Origin of the sequence: Mesorhizobium sp. WSM4976, from assembly GCF_029625685.1 — a bacterium.
Lineage (GTDB): Bacteria > Pseudomonadota > Alphaproteobacteria > Rhizobiales > Rhizobiaceae > Mesorhizobium.
The window spans coordinates 63665-80810 of sequence record NZ_JARTVT010000002.1 but is presented as its reverse complement, the minus strand read 5'-3'; the positions used below and the strand labels follow the sequence as shown (position 1 = coordinate 80810).

The 17146-nt window shown below is 61.9% G+C and carries 23 protein-coding genes and 1 pseudogene; 6 read left to right on the top strand and 18 right to left on the bottom strand.

Annotation, left to right across the window (positions count from 1 at the left end):
• Positions 1-267 precede the first annotated feature (267 nt).
• The 9 genes from P9272_RS02675 to P9272_RS02635 form a co-directional block, all read right to left on the bottom strand.
• On the bottom strand, positions 268-876 hold the full coding sequence (locus tag P9272_RS02675; RefSeq protein WP_278158770.1) for a TetR family transcriptional regulator: 609 nt from the start codon (positions 874-876) through the stop codon (positions 268-270).
• A 327-nt stretch (positions 877-1203) separates the two neighbouring features.
• Positions 1204-1542, bottom strand: a complete 339-nt coding sequence (locus tag P9272_RS02670) for a carboxymuconolactone decarboxylase family protein (RefSeq protein ID WP_278158768.1) — start codon at positions 1540-1542, stop codon at positions 1204-1206.
• A gap of 108 nt (positions 1543-1650) precedes the next feature.
• Positions 1651-2325, bottom strand: coding sequence for an iron-sulfur cluster repair protein YtfE (gene ytfE / locus P9272_RS02665; RefSeq protein WP_278158766.1), 675 nt, complete (start codon positions 2323-2325; stop codon positions 1651-1653).
• Positions 2315-2728: a DUF6522 family protein gene (locus P9272_RS02660; RefSeq protein WP_278158763.1), complete on the bottom strand. Its 414-nt coding sequence runs from the start codon at positions 2726-2728 to the stop codon at positions 2315-2317. The genes ytfE and P9272_RS02660 overlap by 11 nt, the downstream gene beginning before the upstream one ends.
• A gap of 20 nt (positions 2729-2748) precedes the next feature.
• Positions 2749-2964, bottom strand: a complete 216-nt coding sequence (locus P9272_RS02655) for a hypothetical protein (RefSeq protein ID WP_278158761.1) — start codon at positions 2962-2964, stop codon at positions 2749-2751.
• A 20-nt stretch (positions 2965-2984) separates the two neighbouring features.
• The gene (locus P9272_RS02650) at positions 2985-3632 is read right to left on the bottom strand and encodes a NifU N-terminal domain-containing protein (protein ID WP_278158759.1); all 648 of its coding nucleotides are present in this window, start codon (positions 3630-3632) and stop codon (positions 2985-2987) included.
• A 70-nt stretch (positions 3633-3702) separates the two neighbouring features.
• The gene (locus P9272_RS02645; protein WP_278158757.1) at positions 3703-4239 is read right to left on the bottom strand and encodes a DUF2249 domain-containing protein; all 537 of its coding nucleotides are present in this window, start codon (positions 4237-4239) and stop codon (positions 3703-3705) included.
• 21 nt (positions 4240-4260) lie between these two features.
• Positions 4261-5616, bottom strand: a complete 1356-nt coding sequence (locus P9272_RS02640) for a hypothetical protein (RefSeq protein ID WP_278158755.1) — start codon at positions 5614-5616, stop codon at positions 4261-4263.
• 63 nt (positions 5617-5679) lie between these two features.
• Positions 5680-5940 (bottom strand): DUF2249 domain-containing protein, encoded by a 261-nt coding sequence (locus P9272_RS02635; protein WP_278158753.1) that lies wholly within the window; start codon positions 5938-5940, stop codon positions 5680-5682.
• A gap of 364 nt (positions 5941-6304) precedes the next feature.
• Here P9272_RS02635 and P9272_RS02630 point away from each other — a divergent pair, with 364 nt between their 5' ends.
• From P9272_RS02630 to P9272_RS02620, 3 genes are all read left to right on the top strand, one after another.
• Positions 6305-6925, top strand: coding sequence for a hypothetical protein (locus P9272_RS02630; protein ID WP_278158751.1), 621 nt, complete (start codon positions 6305-6307; stop codon positions 6923-6925).
• Positions 6925-7212: a DUF2249 domain-containing protein gene (locus P9272_RS02625; RefSeq protein WP_278158739.1), complete on the top strand. Its 288-nt coding sequence runs from the start codon at positions 6925-6927 to the stop codon at positions 7210-7212. Before P9272_RS02630 ends, P9272_RS02625 begins: the two co-directional genes overlap by 1 nt.
• A gap of 293 nt (positions 7213-7505) precedes the next feature.
• Positions 7506-7982, top strand: coding sequence for an Rrf2 family transcriptional regulator (locus P9272_RS02620; protein ID WP_278158737.1), 477 nt, complete (start codon positions 7506-7508; stop codon positions 7980-7982).
• A gap of 25 nt (positions 7983-8007) precedes the next feature.
• Here the strand turns inward: P9272_RS02620 and ccoS are convergent, their stop codons facing one another.
• From ccoS to ilvD, 9 genes are all read right to left on the bottom strand, one after another.
• On the bottom strand, positions 8008-8163 hold the full coding sequence (gene ccoS / locus P9272_RS02615) for a cbb3-type cytochrome oxidase assembly protein CcoS (protein ID WP_278158736.1): 156 nt from the start codon (positions 8161-8163) through the stop codon (positions 8008-8010).
• Between the two features lie 73 nt (positions 8164-8236).
• On the bottom strand, positions 8237-8941 hold the full coding sequence (locus P9272_RS02610; protein WP_347404021.1) for a DUF2189 domain-containing protein: 705 nt from the start codon (positions 8939-8941) through the stop codon (positions 8237-8239).
• 169 nt (positions 8942-9110) lie between these two features.
• Complete coding sequence (locus P9272_RS02605) at positions 9111-9293, bottom strand: hypothetical protein (protein WP_278158733.1); 183 nt, start codon at positions 9291-9293, stop codon at positions 9111-9113.
• Positions 9290-10171, bottom strand: coding sequence for a cytochrome-c oxidase, cbb3-type subunit III (gene ccoP, locus P9272_RS02600; RefSeq protein ID WP_278158731.1), 882 nt, complete (start codon positions 10169-10171; stop codon positions 9290-9292). Before ccoP ends, P9272_RS02605 begins: the two co-directional genes overlap by 4 nt.
• Positions 10162-10335: a cbb3-type cytochrome c oxidase subunit 3 gene (locus tag P9272_RS02595; RefSeq protein ID WP_127236144.1), complete on the bottom strand. Its 174-nt coding sequence runs from the start codon at positions 10333-10335 to the stop codon at positions 10162-10164. Before P9272_RS02595 ends, ccoP begins: the two co-directional genes overlap by 10 nt.
• Positions 10332-11069, bottom strand: a complete 738-nt coding sequence (ccoO, locus tag P9272_RS02590) for a cytochrome-c oxidase, cbb3-type subunit II (RefSeq protein WP_278158728.1) — start codon at positions 11067-11069, stop codon at positions 10332-10334. Before ccoO ends, P9272_RS02595 begins: the two co-directional genes overlap by 4 nt.
• Before the next feature lie 6 nt (positions 11070-11075).
• A complete protein-coding gene (gene ccoN, locus P9272_RS02585; protein WP_278158726.1) occupies positions 11076-12734 on the bottom strand; it encodes a cytochrome-c oxidase, cbb3-type subunit I in 1659 nt (552 codons plus the stop codon).
• Between the two features lie 537 nt (positions 12735-13271).
• The gene (locus P9272_RS02580; RefSeq protein WP_278158724.1) at positions 13272-13712 is read right to left on the bottom strand and encodes a hypothetical protein; all 441 of its coding nucleotides are present in this window, start codon (positions 13710-13712) and stop codon (positions 13272-13274) included.
• Between the two features lie 19 nt (positions 13713-13731).
• The gene (gene ilvD / locus P9272_RS02575; protein ID WP_278158722.1) at positions 13732-15402 is read right to left on the bottom strand and encodes a dihydroxy-acid dehydratase; all 1671 of its coding nucleotides are present in this window, start codon (positions 15400-15402) and stop codon (positions 13732-13734) included.
• A 156-nt stretch (positions 15403-15558) separates the two neighbouring features.
• On the opposite strand from ilvD, the pseudogene P9272_RS02570 reads away from it, so the two are divergent.
• The 3 genes and pseudogenes from P9272_RS02570 to sdhD all read left to right on the top strand — a co-directional run bounded on the left by P9272_RS02570 (position 15559) and on the right by sdhD (position 17135).
• A pseudogene (locus P9272_RS02570) lies at positions 15559-16331 on the top strand (succinate dehydrogenase iron-sulfur subunit).
• Positions 16332-16341: 10 nt separating this feature from the next.
• The gene (sdhC, locus tag P9272_RS02565; protein WP_278158721.1) at positions 16342-16755 is read left to right on the top strand and encodes a succinate dehydrogenase, cytochrome b556 subunit; all 414 of its coding nucleotides are present in this window, start codon (positions 16342-16344) and stop codon (positions 16753-16755) included.
• On the top strand, positions 16752-17135 hold the full coding sequence (gene sdhD, locus P9272_RS02560; protein WP_278158719.1) for a succinate dehydrogenase, hydrophobic membrane anchor protein: 384 nt from the start codon (positions 16752-16754) through the stop codon (positions 17133-17135). Before sdhC ends, sdhD begins: the two co-directional genes overlap by 4 nt.
• Positions 17136-17146 lie beyond the last annotated feature (11 nt).

Below are 17146 nucleotides of genomic sequence, written 5' to 3'. Positions count from 1 at the left end.
AATGAACAGACGGGCGGCAGTTTCTGTGTCCAGCGTGCCTCGTATTTCGCCGCATTGCCGGGCTTCCGCTATCACACAGGAAAGCCGCTGCTCGTACCGCCGGATGAATGTCGCCACCATCAGCGTCAGCGGGGACTTGGCCGTACGCCCCAGCGCGCGCGGAGCAACAACCGCAGGATGTCCGGATGGTCTGCAATAAAATTGACCTCGGCCATGAACATGGCCTCAAGGGATTGCATCGGGATTCACGGACCGTGGAAGAATGGATCATTTCACTGCCTCGACAGCGCGCCGATACAGCGCAAAAACTCCTGGCGCGGTCGCGCGGATGCGTTTGACATCGCCGGCAAGCAGAGACTGCATGACAAGGCCCTGGATCGTGCCGATGAAGAGTGTGACGGCAGCCCTGTCATCCAGCGTGGCGGCCAGTTCGCCGCGTTCCTTTCCTTCGGCGACAACTCGGCCGAGGCGCTCGCCGTAGCGCTGGATCAGGGTCTGCGCCATGCGCTTGGCCATTGTCTGCTCGGCGCGCTGCAACTCCCCGAACAGCATCCGTGGCACGCCGGGGTGGTCCGAGATGAAGTCGATATGCGTCATGAACGCGGCCTCGAGCGCCTCGAGCGGAGAGGCGGCGGTTCCAATCGCCTTGTCGATACGGGAAAGCAGACGCTCCGAGACCCATTCCATGACCGCATGAAGAATGGCGTCCTTGGAGGGAAAGTGCCGGAACAGGGCGCCCTGGGTCACTCCCATCCGCTTGGCGATCGCCCCGGTGGTTATGTCTGCTGGATTCTGTTCCGCGGCGAGATCGATGACGGTTTCGACCGTCACTTCACGCCGCTCTTCCGCAGGAAGGTAAGCTTGCCGAGAGATCATCGGTTCACCCCAAAAGATAGTAAGCGATTACTATCTATGAAGTGACATGCCTATTTGCAAGGGGGCCGGCACCTGTGCCCAATTCGAGCGTGGGACGATCAGTATTTTTCGAGAAGAACCTGCCCGGTAACGTAGGTCGCGTCGTTCGGAGCAGAGGAAGTGAGAACGGCAGCACCAGCATCAGGAGTGCATTGATCTCGGGTGTGAAGCCGACCCGCATCATGGCTCACAGCCACAGCGGTGGCATTGTCGGGTCGTCGGTCAGGAACACCTTTATCCCGTTTCGTCAAGCAACCACCTGACGTTCCTTTTCAAAAACACCTAGACCTACTCGGCGGGCCCGTTCTCAAGCCTGTTCAGGGCGATGGTCGCGTGCGCGTATGCCGCGCCTGCGCGCATCTCTGCGGCCACCCAGATCGCTTCCATGATCTCCTCCGGCGTCGCGCCTTCTCTTGTCGCCGCCTTAGTGTGTCCCTCAATGCAGTAAGGGCATTGCGTGACATGAGCGACGGCTACTGCGATCAGCTGTTTCATTTTTCGTGGCAGCGCGCCTTCCTGAAAAACGGTCTGGCTAAAGTGACGGAAAGCCGATTCGGCTTCGGGCGCGAGGCTGCGGCGTTTCTCCGCCAACGCCTTTGTCGGCCTGGGATAAAGCTCTTCACTCATAACGTCTTCTCCGTGTTGCCTATGAACTCTGGCGGGCCGCCTGCCAGCCGGGCAAGAACCCTGCCCGGGGCTGGAGACGAGCCAGCTGGCTCCCAACGAGATATTCGCTCAGGCGGCTTTATGATCCTCGAATCTCGGGAACAGCACGTTGTTCTCGAGATGGATGTGCTCCATCACGTCGTCAACCAGCTTGGCCGTCCCGACATAGAGAGCCTCCCACGACCGACAAGCGCCGTCAGGCAGGACGAAGCTGTTGGCGATCGCCTCCAGGCGGCGCAGGTGCTCGCCATGCCGATCATGGTCGTGACGCATCTGCTTGATCGGGCGAATGCTTCCAGCATCATCCCGGTGCCGCATGGATGGGAAGAGCGCTGTCTCCTCAGTCTGCATATGCTCCTCAAGTTCGCCCTGTATCGCCTTGAGCGTGTCGGCAAGGCCCCGCGGCGCCTCCGGATGACCGGCATGGACTGCTTCGACCTTCCGCGCCAGACGAATGAGTTCGGGCAGCTCGCGCCGATGCGTCGCGTGATAGCGGCTCACGATGTAGTCGATCAGCGCGCCGGTTGCTTCCGGAGCAGGAATGGATTTGCTCTGGTCGAGCGCGACAAGCGCCGCCTCTACGGCGGCGATGTCCACGCCGCGCTTGCGAACCGCTTCGGCCAGCATCGCGTCGCCGCCGCAGCAGAAGTCGAGCTTGAATCTGCGGAAGACAGCGGTCGCGCCGGGCAACGTCGCGGCGATTTCGCCGATGGCGCGGTCTCTAAGCAGATTTTCAGTAGCCATTGTTGTCATCCTTCGTAACGTGGGAATCTGAGGTTCGGGTGAAAGTACCGTTGGTTGCTGAGAAGGACGCCTTGTTGGCTGGCAATCTCGAGCTCCAGGCTCTCGACGACGCGCTTGGCCGTTCCATGGAGTGATCGGCTGCAGGCGGCGGCCGTTCGCCGAGTTCGACGATCGAGCGGCGCTCGATCGTTCCTGCTTCGTCGACATTCAAGCGCGCGCGACGGCCCTTGTAGGAGAATGTGAGTCGGAATTTCCCTCCATGCTCCCCCTCGCCGCGCTCACAAAGGCTGGTGATTTCGTTGCGGCGCATCAGGGCCTGAATGTCGGATGACTGCACGTCCAGAAGCTCGCTGAGCAGCGAAGCCCCGATCATGAAAATCCCCTCCTGCCGCTCCAGCTTCATCGGTCGCCTCTTCGCGCGTCCTACCAACTCAGTTTCGGGGTCAGTCGATGCAGCAATACGTCGAAGCGACGCGCAGCCTTCGGATCGCTTGCTCTCAAGGCCACGCAGGCCTGTCCGGCAAGTCGGCAGGCGGTCTCCACCTCGCCTGCTCCCGCGAGCGCGGTAACGCTTTCCGAGAGGATCGTGGAAAGTCGTTCTTCCGCCGCGGAACAATCGGTCGCGACAGCTTCCGCCAAGTCACTTGCACCCCGCATCACTATCTTTCCCCGTCCCGTATCCCGAAATGCGCTTTGGCTTCGGGGCTCATCATCTCCGGCACCCAGCGCGGCTCATAGGTGAGCTTCACATCGACGAACTCGATTCCCGGCACATCGCCTGCCGCGTCGCCTGCTCCCTGCTTCAGGTAGTTCGTGGCCGGGCAACCGGGCGTTGTCGTGGTCATGATGATGTGGACGACGCCGCCCTCTGCCACGGCGATCTCGTAGACGAGGCCGAGGTCGACGATGTTCCAGCCGAGCTCCGGATCGATCACCCGGCGCAGCGCTTCCCTGACAGGCTCGACAGCATCGGCCTTTCCGTCGGGCGGCAATGTTGCGCGAGGCTGCCTCCCTGCTGCAAGGCTTTGGCGCAGAACCGGCGCGCCCGACATGAGATGCTCCATGATCGTGCCGAGGATCGCCGGCTTGAGATGCTGCCAGTCGCCGTTCGCCTTGGCGACGATGATCGAGTCCCTCGCGAAGGACACGCCCGAGACGCCCGCTATTGCGAAGAGCCGCTCGGCGAGCGGCGAGATAGCCGCCTCCGCCTTGTCGCGCAGATCAAGCGTGCCTTCCGCCAAGACCTCGCAGCCCGGCAGAAATTTCAGTCGAGCTGGATCCGCTGTCGCCTCGGTCTGAATGAACATGGCTCGCGCGCTCCTTAGGAATGCTGGGCGGGACGCTGCCGCAGGCTCCGAGATGGCAGGCGCACGGCGATCATGCCGCTGCCTGCCGGGACGCGCCGACCCGCACCAGGATCTTGTAGCTCTGGCCGTCAGGCTCGAAGCCGCCGCGCCAGCCGTGTCCGCGTTTAGCGAGTTCGGGAAGGAGGAAGGTCGGTTCGCGGCACAACAGCGCCGAGAGGACCTCGCCCTCCTCCATGGTTTCCGTCGCAGCCAGGACCCGCACCATCGGCTCCGGAGGGTCGAGCTCACGGTTGTCGAGATGCTGCACGGGCTCCGGCCAGGCCGCAGTATCGGGAGTTGGCGCGGCGGATGGCTCCGTTTCGGCGGCGGAGGCGGATCGCGTCGGCCGGAACAGAACCTCCCAGTCACCGTCCTCGAGCTCCCTCTCTTCATGGCTGAAGCCCTTCGAGCCGAGCACGCCGAAGAGCGGAACCGGCTTGAACGTCGCAAGCAGCCGAAGCCCCTGTCCGGGGGCGAGCGTGGCCACGGCCTCCATGATCTGCTGAAACGGCTCGCCGCCTGCCCGCAGGACCGGTCGAAGGTCGAGATCCAGAAAAGCCGCTTGCATGGCACTTGCCTCCTTTTTCAGTCAGGTTTGATGGGAAAGTGAGAACAGAAGTCTCGGTCTACGCACCCCCAGTGGAAGCCGCAGTGCGGTTTCGATATCGACGAGACGCCGTGTCCGCACCAGGTGCGCGACAATTCCGGCCGTCGCGATCAGCAAGGCCGCGGCGCAGGCCTGGAATGCCGGAGGATAGTCGACGATGAGCGCCGCGGTGCCAGCCCAGACCGAGAGGAAATAAAGCCAGAACCACTTGATCGCACGCGGCTCGACGACGAGGTCCTGGACGCGCGGCGTCCGAACCTTGCCTAGCACCGGCCCGTAGCACTCGAGCCAGGTCAGAAACGCGACGATCTTGTAGAGCTGGGAGAGTCCAAGACCGGAGAGCCAGCCGAAGGCGACCAGGAAAACGACGGCGCCGACGTGGTCTCCCAGTCCCCCTAGCGCAAGCAGGGCGCAGATTAGTACGGCGGATGCCGCGAGGGAGGCGAGCGCGAACGCCGCCATCCGACCGTTGAGCTCGATATGCGCCCGCTTGCGTCGCCTGTAGAGATGAATCACATCGGCCCCATAGAGGGCGAGAGCCAAGATGCCCAGGATGCCGGCGGCCGCCAAAACGAGGGCGAGGTTCCCGCGAACCAGGATCGCCAGCACGCCGCCCGCGACCGCAACAGCCAGCGCCGCAGTTCCGAGATAGAGCGCGGTCTTCGTGCTTCGGCGCTCGAGTTCCGGAGCCAGCATGAACATCGCAAGCAGTCGGTAGCTGACGCCCAAGGCGGCGAACGTGAGCCAGCCGCCGAGCCCTGCGATCACGTGAAGAGGCAGGCCGGTCGCGGTCAGAGCGACGAACGGCTCATAGGCCGTCAATCCGCCGAGCACCAGCGCGAAGATGATCCCCAATGTCGCTGTCGCTGCGACACTCGCGAGGCCGACGGTGACGAACAGCGCCGGCAAGGGTCGCATCTGCGCGGCCCAGAGCGTGCGCGCGAGGTTCCACAAGACGAGTGCGAAACCTGAACCTAGCAGCGCGCCGGCAAACGCGAAGAAGGGTGGCTGAAGACTAACTCGGCCTGCAAGCTGCAAAAAACCGAGGACCAATGCTGCGAGGCCTGCGACAAGCGAAGCGAGCGCCGGCAGCGGCAGCATGTCGTTGTGGAGCGGCTGCGCAACGAGAACGGGGACGAACTGGAACAGCGCTCCGCACATCAGAAGACTGAGCCAGCCGATCGCCACAAGATGGACGAGGATCAGCGTTTCAGGCGCCTGCAGTTCGGCACGGGGAAAGCCGTACCCGAGCATCATCAGGACTTCCGCTGCGATAAGGAAAAGGAGTGCCGCGGCAAAATAGGACATCGTCCATCTGGAGAGCGAAACACCAATCATAGTCACCTCTTTCCGGAGCCTGGCGCCAGCATATTGAGCCGATGCCAGGCTCCAGGGCCGAACTCATGCGGCCTTTGCGAGCTTGCCGATCTCGACCCGCCACACCGCTGGTCCGCGTTCGAGATACGTCCAGGAAAACTGCTTCGGATATTCCGCTTCGAGCTGATAGTAGAGCGGCTTCGGATCGTGATCGTTGACGAGGACGAATGAGCCGCCAGGCGCCAGCTGGTTGACCAGTTGGAAGATCTTAGCGTGCCGCTGAGCGGGCACGAGGGTGCGCACGTCGACCACGTTGGGGTTCGATGCTGCGGTGGGGTTCGTCATGAAAAGCTCCTTGGTCGCTGGATCGATCTGAGCGGCCTGACGATGGCGACATCTTTCGTCGGCCGTTTCGAGGTCAGGCCGGCACCGATATTCTGGCCTTTGCAGTAGGTCCCGGCGGCTGGTGGAAACGTCTTGCGCATTGCCATCGCGTTCCAGTGACCGGGGCGTGTTGCAATGTTTCGCCAAAAACATACATTGTCAATATATCTTTTGGATGGCACCTATATCGGTGCCCCATCGCCGACGTCTCTGCTCGCGAGATGAGGTGGCGTGGCCAGCATCGCGTCAACGTCCACCTTCTTGACGGCTTAAAGATATATTCTATATGTATGTTTAACCGGAGCGATGGGAAGGAGAACACGCCATGCTGCTTCAGCCAGGCGAACCTGCGGCCGCGCTGGCACGTGCTTTCGAAGCCGGCAGCTCGCCGCACATGGCGGATCGCGACGACATCCCCGAATTCGACCGCCGGATAAAGAGTCCCGACAAGCGGGAGAGTGCCTCGGCGCATGCGGTTGCAGTAATAGTGGGCCACAAGACGGAGGGCGCAAGTTGCCGTGCCACTACGTCAGCCGTAGACCATCCACCTGAATTCGATTTGGACGACCTTGTGGAATGGTTGGTCGCGGCTTTCCGCGGGCACCCGCACGTCTGCAACGTAATGACCCATATCAGCGGCGCCCGCTGGGAGCGGATCGCCCAGGCTCTCCGGGCCATCCTCTGTCCGGCCGCCATACGGGACGATCTTTCGCCGCTCGCTCAAAACATTGTCGAACTGATGTGGGCCGAGCGCGGTGTCACCGGTCGGATCCTCAAGCCTTATCTGCACGAACAGTTTGTCAGGATTCTGCCGGGGCCCGTTGCCGATCACCTGTTGAACCACATCGCTGGCCTCTGTAGAGCGCCACAAGCCGACAGTGCGCACCAGTCGCCCGGCGCCATCGAACGCAGTGCCCATACACTCCCATTGCTGGGACGCAAGTGATGGAAACGACGAGCCTGATCAGGGCCGAGCGCGTGATCGACGTGCGCGAGATCAGTCCTCGCCTCCAACATACGGTGATTTTGCAGCTGTTTGAGCACCTCGACGACACGCGTTCGCTTCAGGTCATCGCCGACCATGATCCGCGACCGCTACGCCTTCAGCTTGAAGCGATGCATGGCGAGCGCTGCCTGTGGACCTATCTCGAACAAGGTCCCGACGTGTGGCGGGTCCGGCTGCACCGTGGTCACCTACGCTGCTGTATTCGCACATCTTGCCGCGCGGTTTGATCGCTGATTCCGGGCCTAGGCTCCGTCGGTTAGCGCGCTCGAGCCAATCAGCGATGAGGCGCGCCCCAGAGGCACCGGCGGATGGCTTGCATCACGAGAAAGGCCTCATCGCCGTCGAGGACTCCTCCATGAAGCCGGCTTGCCTTCGTTGGACAACGACTAAAGATTCATCTACAATTCATTATATCGCGGAAATGCGACATTTGCTGGGTCACCAGCCTGCTCGCGGCAGGCTCCGAACATCATAGCCATCGCGCCGTCAGGAAGCAGAACCGGCGACAACGGATCATCGAATGCGATTGACGACCTTCTCGGATTACGCTCTGCGGGTGTTGATGTATGCCGCTGCCGCGGGTGACCGTCTCATCACGATCGAAGAGACAGCGAAGACCTACAACATTTCGCGCGGGCATCTGATGAAGGTGGTCAACATCCTGACGCGTACTGGATACCTCAAGGGCGTGCGCGGACGTTCCGGCGGATTCACGCTAGCAGAGCCGCCCGCGGCCATCAATCTCGGCGCCGTCGTGCGCGCGACCGAGCCGGACTTTGCCCTGGTCGAATGCTTTGCCACCGGCAATCAGTGCATCATCACCAAACGCTGCCAGCTGCCTGGGGTGCTGAACGAGGCGCTCAACGCCTTCATCCACACACTCGACCGCTATACCCTGGCCGACATTCTGCTCACCAGACGCGACTTCCTCCCCCAAAAGGGGCCAATCAAGGAGACACGTGGTCCCCGTTTCACGGCGGCGGGAATGAAGCGATAGCTGCGGCTTGTTGCCTCGCTTTCAGTCAGTCCAGCGGACGATCTTTCTCGTCGAGAAGAATCCGTTCGGCCGCGCCATCCAAGTCCTCGTACTGGCCGCTCTTCAATGACCAGAGGAACGCAGCTAAGCCGATGGCGCCGAGCGCCAGCGAAATCGGTATAAGATCGCCGAGGCCACCCATCACTCAACTGCCCGCGTGGCAAGCGCGATGGTCTCGCAATCACTAGCAAATCCTCTGGGAGTGCAACAGCTCATCACGGCTCTCCACCCACATCGACACGAAGCTCCTCGCGCCCTGCATGGACCTTCCACCGCATCGCCGAATAGGCATGCCATGTCGCATGGCCGAGCACCGGAAAGGTGATGATCAGCCCGATCATGCCGGTCGCAATGCTTAGCACGGACAGGCCGGTCACGACGGCGCCCCAGGTCAGCATCACCGGCCGATTGTTCCACACAAGTGCCATGCTCCGCCCCATCGCGGTTAACGCATCGGTGCGTTCGGCCAGAAGCATCGGAATCCCGAAAACGCTGATCGCGAAGGAAAATGCAGCGAACAAACCGCCAACCAGACTGCCGACGGCGATAAGCGCCCAGCCCCTCGGAGTGCCGATGAGTATCCCGACGATCTCATTCAGACCGGGAAAGGGCTGAAGCCCGAAAAAGATCGCATAGAGCAGGACCGCCGCCCGCATCCAGAGGACCGCCAACATGCTCAAAAGGACGCCCACAAACAGGATCTGCCCGCCGGATCGGGCCGTCACGAACATCATGCCGGCAAGCGTGACGGGCAAGCCTTCCGCAAGACGCTGGCTCTTCTCATAGAGACCGGCTGCAATGAGCGGACCCACCACGAGGAAGCCGGATAGCGCGGGGAAGAGGATGTAGTCATAGCCGAAACGGAACAGGCCCCCCACGATCAAGATTGAGATCGCAAAGACGAGCACGCCATAGGCCAAGCTGAGGCCAGGCCGCGTGGCGAAATCCCTCCAGCCGGCCTTTAGCCAGGAGAATGCGGCTGCGAGTCGCGTGTCGCGGCGCCAGTCGGTGCTCGTGGCGCCAATGGGTGGAACGACGGGGGGAAGCCTGTCGATGTCGTGCGTCGCTTCCATTGGTCATCACTTCCTTTCAGCAGGACGATTGCGCCGCGCGGAATTGGCCGTTCTTTCCTGGGGTCTTCAGATGCGGCACGCAGTCGGGTTGCGAGACAAACGAGGTCCGCACGAGATGCACGTTGGCAGCCGCAAATATCCCGAGTCCGACGACAACGGCGAAGCCGACCATCACGCGTCTTTGCATGAGCAGGGTCATGGCGCGCCCTGCTTGAGATCGAGAACGTACAAAGTGAGGATTTTGCGGTCAGTCTCTGTCAGGCGCTTTTCCCAGGTCGGCATGTGGCCCTGCCGGCCGTCCCAGACCGTGCGATAGATCGATTCCTCGTCCCCACCATAAAGCCAAAAACTGTCGGTCAAATCTGGAGCGCCGGTGTCCTTGCTGCCCTTGGCGTCCTCGCCGTGACAGGCGCTGCAATTGGTCGCGAAGACCTTCTGTCCCGCCACGACTTTCTGTGCATCCGGACCGCTTGCGATTTCCGGATGAGAAAGCGAACGCAAGTACGCGACCACATTGAGGATCGCCTCGCGGTCCAGCATCTGGTCCCGCCCCCAGGCTGGCATGTGCGAGGAACGGCTGTCGGGATGGTCCGAATTGACGCCGACCCGGATGGTCTCGAAAACCGCCTCGGGGGTCTCGCCCCACAGCCAGGCGTTGTCGACGAGGTCAGGAAAGCCAGGACCACCGGTGGCGTTTTTGCCATGACAGACGGCACAGTCATTGCCGATCAGCGCGTGCCCGGTCTCACGCACGTATTTCATGAGTTCCTTGTCTGCCTGGATGGCGGCGAAATCCTCCCTCTCGAGGCGAGTCGTCCAGGCTGAACGCTGGGCGGCCGCATCACGCAGGCTCGCTGCCACGTCCCGGTGCACATCGGCGCCAAGCAGACCCTTGGAGTAGGTCCTACCCAATGGCCAAGCCGGCATCAGCACCCAATAGATGACGGCAAAAAGGAATGTCGCCACCAGGAACAGCCAGACGGGCTTGGGCACCCGCGTGTTGAGCTCCTTGATATCGTTCCATTCGTGCCCTGTGGTGACGTGGCCGGTGTAGGCGTCGCGTTCGTTCACACGCATGGCCCGTTCTCGTCATCCATGATGCTGTTGGCGGCGTGATCGAACCGCTTCCCGTTTCCGGGCCAGAACGTGTAGGCGAGCACACCGATCGCCATCGCGATCAAGTAGAAGAGCCCCCACGACTTCGCGAAGGCGACGAGGGTTTCGTGGTCGAGTCCGGTCATTGTGTCGCCGCCGTTTCCTGATCCGGCCTATAGGCGGCATCGGTCAGACGTCCGAGGATCTGAAGATAGGCGACGAGGGCATCCATTTCGGTAACGACACCGGGATCGGCGTCGAAGGCTCGAATGTCGGTTGCCGCGCCATAGCGTGCCTTGACGCCTTGGGCTTGCGTGCTATCGGGCGTTGCCTGGCCATAGGCGTCGCTCGCCGCATTTTTGATCATCTCGTCCGTATAGGGCACGCCAAGTTCCTTGAGCGCCGCAAGATGCTCGGGCAGATCGTCCATTCGGAGTTCCGTCTGCTTGAGGAAACGATAGGCCGGCATCACCGACTCCGGCACCACGTCGCGCGGGTTGTTGAGGTGCATGGAGTGCCATTCGTCCGAATACTTGCCGCCGACGCGCGCGAGATCCGGACCGGTCCGCTTCGAGCCCCACAGCATGGGATGGTCGTATTGCGACTCGACGGCCAGCGAATAAGGGCCGTAACGCTCTACCTCGTCGCGCAGCGTGCGGATCATTTGCGAGTGACAGGCATAGCAGCCTTCACGGATGTAAATATTGCGTCCCGCAAGCTCGAGCGGCGTGTAGACGCGCATGTCGGGCGCCTTTTCCACGGTCTCGTCAATGGTGAAAAGCGGGGCGATCTCGACCGTGCCTCCGATGCTGGCCACGACGATGATGGCGAGCATCAGGCCGATCGTGTAGCGCTCAAGTTTATAGTGGGTCTGGAACATGGCGGTTCACTCCCCGGCCTGCAGCGCACCATGGGACGCCGGCACGGCGGCCGGCTGAGCCCCCACTGCCTCTTGCGCGGCGGCCGGCGCAGTGCGGATCGTCATCAATATGTTGTAAAGCCCAACAGCTGCCCCTGCGAGGAACAGCAAGCCTCCCACCGCCCGGGCGATGTAGTAGGGATGCATAGCGACGACGGAGTCGACGAAGGAATAGGCGAGCGTGCCGCTCTCGTTATAGGTGCGCCACATCAGGCCCTGGATGATGCCCGAGTTCCACATCGCGAACACGTAGACGAGCGCTCCAGCGAGCGCGAGCCAGAAATGGAGCTCGACCAACCTCGGCGAGTACATCTGTGTGCGCTTCCAGAGCTGCGGCACCAGGTAGTAGATCGCGCCAAAGGTGATCATTGAATTCCAGCCGAGGGTGCCGGCATGGACATGCGCTATTGTCCAATCCGTGTAATGCGACAGCGAATTGACTGGCCGCATGGCGAGGAAGGATCCCTCGAACGTCGCAAGGCCGTACAAGACGGCTGCTACCATCATGAAGCGCAGCGTCGCGTCATCGCGAACCTTGTGCCATGCGCCGTTGAGCGTAAGCAGCGCATTCGCCGCCGCGATCCAGGAGGGCACCAGGAGCATGGCGGAAAAGCTCATGCCGAGCGTCTGCACCCATTGCGGAAGGGCAGTGTAGTGAAGATGGTGCGAGCCGACCCACATATAGAAGAATGTGATGCCCCAGAAGCCGACGATCGACATGCGGTAGGAGAAGATCGGGCGGCCGGCGCGCTTCGGCAGGTAGTAATACATCATGCCGAGAAAGCCGGCGGTGAGGAAGAAGGCGACGGCGTTGTGCCCGTACCACCACTGCACCATCGCGTCCTGGACACCGGAGAAGAGAGAATAGCTCTTGGCGCTGGCGAAGGAGATCGGAAGCGCGAGGTTGTTGACGATGTGGAGCGCCGCCACAACGAGCATGAAGGCCATGTAGTACCAGTTGGCGACGTAGATGTGCGGCTCGCGCCGGCGCGCAAGCGTGCGCAGATAGAGCACCAGATAGGTGACCCAGACGATCACCAGCCATATATCGGCGTACCACTCGGGCTCGGCATACTCCTTCGACTGCGTAATGCCCATCAGGTAGCCGGTGACGGCGAGCAGACAGAAGAGATTGTAGCCGATCAGCACGAACCACGGGCTGAACTGATCCGGCAGCCGCGTGCGGGAGGTTCGCTGCACGACATGGAATGAGGTCGCGATCAGCCCATTGCCGCCGAAGCCGAAGATGACGCCGGTCGTATGGACTGGCCGCAGCCGTCCGAAACTGGCCCAGGCCGCGTCGAAGGTCATGTCCGGATAGGCCAGAAGCCAGGCCACCCAATCGCCGACGAACATGGCGAGGACGGCCCAAATCATTGCCAGAACGATGCCGGCCTTCACAGGATCATCGTAATAATGCGCGCGCCGGTCTTCGACCGGCTCCGGCAAGTAGTAGCCGGAGATGACCACGAAAACCATCACGATGCCGAAGACGAGCACCACGAACCCATGTCCGCCCAATGGATCATGGCGCCCTGCTGCCGCCATCGCCAATCCGATGAAGGCCACGACTGCGCTGCTGACGAGCGCGAGTTGCCGTTCGGTCCTGGTGAGCTGCGAGATCATCTTTGAGTTACCGCTCCAGGTTGCGGCCGGTGCTGCCGGCGCTGCGCGGTTGGCCAGAAGCGCAGCTTGCTGGACCTATCACGCAGGCGAATATTTTCAGCACGAGACCGACGCAATCGAGATCCGACCAGATGAAATTAGCTTCAGCGTGCGCCGTCGATGCAGGCATGGTCGCTCTCGTCGATTCTTTCCATATGATGTATTTGACCTATATGTTTTAGCAGCGACGGTGGCAACAGATTGAAGTGAATTAGGCTGGGGCGCTTTGTCTCACATCATGATGGATCGTCGCTTGATCGGCACGCTGTAACGTCTAAAAGATATAACTTATATGTCTCTTTTAATTGCCGTGGGTGTAGCAAATTCCTTCCCTATGGCTGTGCCGACCGCGAGCGAGGGATTGAGGTGTGACATTGAGCAACCTCGCGGCCGGCAACTGGAACTACCCGCTCAACTTGGCCGCTGGGGGAGTTTCCGTTTGCACGATCCGGAGCGACAGATGAAACGCATGGCGCCCGCATTTCGCTACGTCTGCGCTTACCAGGCGATAAAGAACATCGCCTTGGCGAGAAAGACGATCATCACCACTTGGCAGAACACGCTCAGGTGGATCAGCTTGAAGTGCCGTGACTTGAGTTTGCCGCGGGCGCCGAGCGTCACCGCAGTGATGAAGTGCGCGAGGACGCTGAGGGTAAGCACGATCTTGATCGAAAGCAGCGTCGCGAAGCTGCTGGAAAAAGGATGCGCAAGGTCTTCGCGGTATTGCCAGGCCATGGCGATGCCTGCGGCGTACAGGTTCGCCATGACGAACGGCATCAAGCGACGCGCGCGCCGGCCGATCGCGGTTTCCACCGTGCGCATCACGTCGCGCCCGACGGGCCTGCGGATGCCCTCGAGGATGAGTACCTCGAAAAAGACGGTGCCGACGAAGGTGATGGCGGCAAAGAAATGTAGTGTGACGAGAACGAAATGACTCATGATCGGCATCCGTGCGCTTTTACCCGGAAACGGCGCCCTCGTTTGCCGGACGCGCGAGCGCGGCGAACTTGGCCAGCACGCCGCGCCTGTAGCGCGGCCCGGGTTGTTTCCAGGCTTTTCGACGGCGCGCGATCTCGGTTTCGTCCACCTCCAATTGGAGGAGCAGCCGGCGCGCGTCGATGGTGATGCGGTCGCCTTCTTCCACCAGCGCGATGGTGCCGCCGACATAGGCTTCCGGCGCGACATGGCCGACCACCATGCCCCATGTGCCGCCGGAAAAGCGGCCGTCCGTGATCAGGCCGACGCTTTCGCCGAGGCCCCGTCCGACCAGCGCCGATGTGGGCGCCAGCATTTCCGGCATGCCCGGCCCGCCTTGCGGACCGAGATAGCGTAGCACCACCACGTCGCCCGGCCGGATGCGGTCGGCAAGGATCGCCTCCATGGCCGACTGCTCGTCGTCGAACACGCGAGCCGGACCAGTGATCGCCGGGCTCTTCAGCCCGGTGATCTTGGCGACGGCGCCGTCCTCGGCGAGGTTGCCTTTCAGGATAGCGAGGTGCCCCTCGCGGTAGAGCGCCCTCGAAATCGACATGATGACGCGCTGGTCGGCGCGCGGTTCACCCACGGCAGCCAGTTTGTCGGCCAGCGTCCGCCCGGTGATGGTAAGGCAATCGCCATGCAGCAGGCCAGCATCGAGCAGGATCTTCAGCACCTGCGGAATGCCGCCGGCTTGATGCAGGTCGACGGCCAGGTATTTGCCTGACGGCTTCAGGTCGCAGATCACCGGCACCTTGCGCCGGACGCGCTCGAAATCGTCGAGGGTCCAGTCGATCCCGGCGGCATGGGCGATGGCGAGATAGTGAAGCACGGCGTTTGTGGAGCCGCCGATGGCCATGATCAGCGCCACCGCGTTCTCGATCGATCTGGCCGTGACGATGTCGAGCGGGCGGATATTCTTCTTCACGGCCTCGACCAGCACGCGGCCGGATTCGGACGCGCTTTCGATCTTCTCGGGGCCGGGGCTGGCCATGGTCGAGGAATAGAGCAGCGACATGCCCAGCGCCTCGAATGAGGAACTCATGGTGTTGGCCGTATACATGCCGCCGCAGGAGCCTGTGGATGGGCAGGCATGGCGCTCGATGCCCTCGAAGTCCTCCTCATTCATCGTGCCGGCCATGAAGGCGCCGACCGCCTCGAAGGCGGAGACAATGGACAAGTCTTGCCCCTTCCATCGGCCAGGCCTGATAGTTCCGCCATAGACGTAGATCGCCGGCGCGTTGGCGCGCAGGATCCCGATCATGCCGCCCGGCATGTTCTTGTCGCAGCCGCCCAGCACCAGCACACCGTCCATCCATTGGCCCTGAACCGACATCTCCACGCAATCGGCGATCACCTCGCGCGAGACCAGCGAATACTTCATGCCTTCCGTACCCATCGACATGCCGTCGGAGATGGTGGGCGTGCCGAACATCTGCGGGTTGGCTCCGGCGGCCTTGATGGCGACGGCAGCGGCATCGGCCAGCGGCTGAAGGCCGGCGTTGCAGGGCGTGATGGTGGAATGGCCGTTGGCGATCCCGATCATCGGCTTGTCGAAATCACTCTTCTCGTAACCCAGCGCGTAGTACATGGCTCGGTTGGGGGAGCGGGCGACCCCTTGCGTGATGTGTCTGGAGCGTTCGTTGAAGGGCATGGCAGAAACCTCGATAGCAAATGGCCAAAGACGGTTGTGACGACGGGCCACGCGTCGAAGCACAAGCGCTTCAAAAAAAGATATTTCCGATGTATCTTATGGCCGTTGAAGCTGCAATCGTTTTGCCAGGAAACGGCGATGAGGTCATTCCTGCCGATGAATTGGGGAGTCGCGCCCGGCTCGAAGGCCGCGCGAGGGCGCAGGTGGCCTACGGCCGGAGCGCGAGCCAGGACACGCTTCGAGATCTATCGGTACGATCCAGAATCGGGAAGCGGTCCGCGAATCGACATCTACGAAGTCGACCGCGATGACTGCGGCCCGATGGTCCTGGACGCGCTGGTCAAGATCAAGAACGAGGTCGACCCCACCTTGACGTTCCGCCGCTCCTGCCGTGAAGGCGTCTGCGGATCGTGCAGCATGAACATCGACGGCAGAAACTGGCTTGCCTGCACGCAGGCGATCGATGACATCGAGGGGCCTGTCCGCGTGTTTCCGCTCAGCCACATGCGCGTCATCAAGGATCTGGTAGTCGACCAGGCCCACCTCTTCGACCAGCACAAGCTCATTCAGCCGTGGTTGCGCGCGGACGGACCACCGCCCGAACGCGAACGTCTGCAATCGCCAGAGGAACGCGCCAAGCTCGATGGCTATTACGAATGCATCCTGTGTTTTTCCTGCACCGGCGGATGTCCGAGCTATTGGTGGAACGGCGACCGCTATCTGGGGCCTGCCGTCCTTTGCAGGCGTATCGCTGGCTGATCGACAGCCGCGACGAGGCGACCGGGGAGCGGCTTGACGAGCTTGAGGACCCATTCCGGCTCTATCGCTGCCATACCATCATGAACTGCACGAAGACGTGCCCGAAAGGCCTCGAGCCAGCCAAGGCGATCGCCGAAATCAAGGCGATGCTGGTCAAACGCCGACAGTGAGTGACGGGACATGAAGCAAAGCAACGTCTCACGCCGGGAGAGACCGCTAGCGCCCGATTTGCAGACCTACAGGCCGACGCTGACCATGGTCATGTCGATCGTGCACCGGGCCACGGGCGCGGCCCTGTACGTCGGCTTTATCGCGATGGCCGGATGGCTCTTGGCTCTGGCCAGCGGCCCGGAAGCCTATGCACTGGTCAGAAACGCGCTTGGATCGCCGGTCGGTTTGGTGGTCCTGTTCGGCTTCACCTGGGCGCTTCTTCACCATGCGTTCGGCGGCATCCGATATCTTTTGTGGGACCTCAGCGTTGCGCACACCTACCCTTGGCGCGAATATCTGACCAGGGCCACCCTGTTTGCCTCGCTGGCCTGCACGGTTCTGTTCTGGCTCAGCTTGGCGCTGTTTCATACAGGTTCGCCATGACGCCGATGCGTTCAGGACTGGCCCGTACGCGGGGCTTGGGCTCGGCCAAGGGAGGAACCGAAGAATTCTGGCGGCAGCGCGTCACCTCCGCGCTCGGCCTTCCGCTTGTTATCGGCCTGATGGCGGCCTTCTGGCTCCTGGCGGGCGCCGACTATTCGTCCGCGCGCCGTTTGGTCGCAAACCCGATCGTGGCGGCCATCGTCGCATTGGCTCTGGTCAACTTTGCCGTCCATATGCGGTTGGGTGCGCAGGTCATCATCGAGGACTACATCCACAGGCCCGTCCTCAAGCCGTTCCTGCTGATGGCAAACATTGGAATTGCCTACGGCACCGCGACCGTCGCCATCCTGGCACTGGTCAAACTCTCCGTTTTCGGCTGAAACGGCTGCCG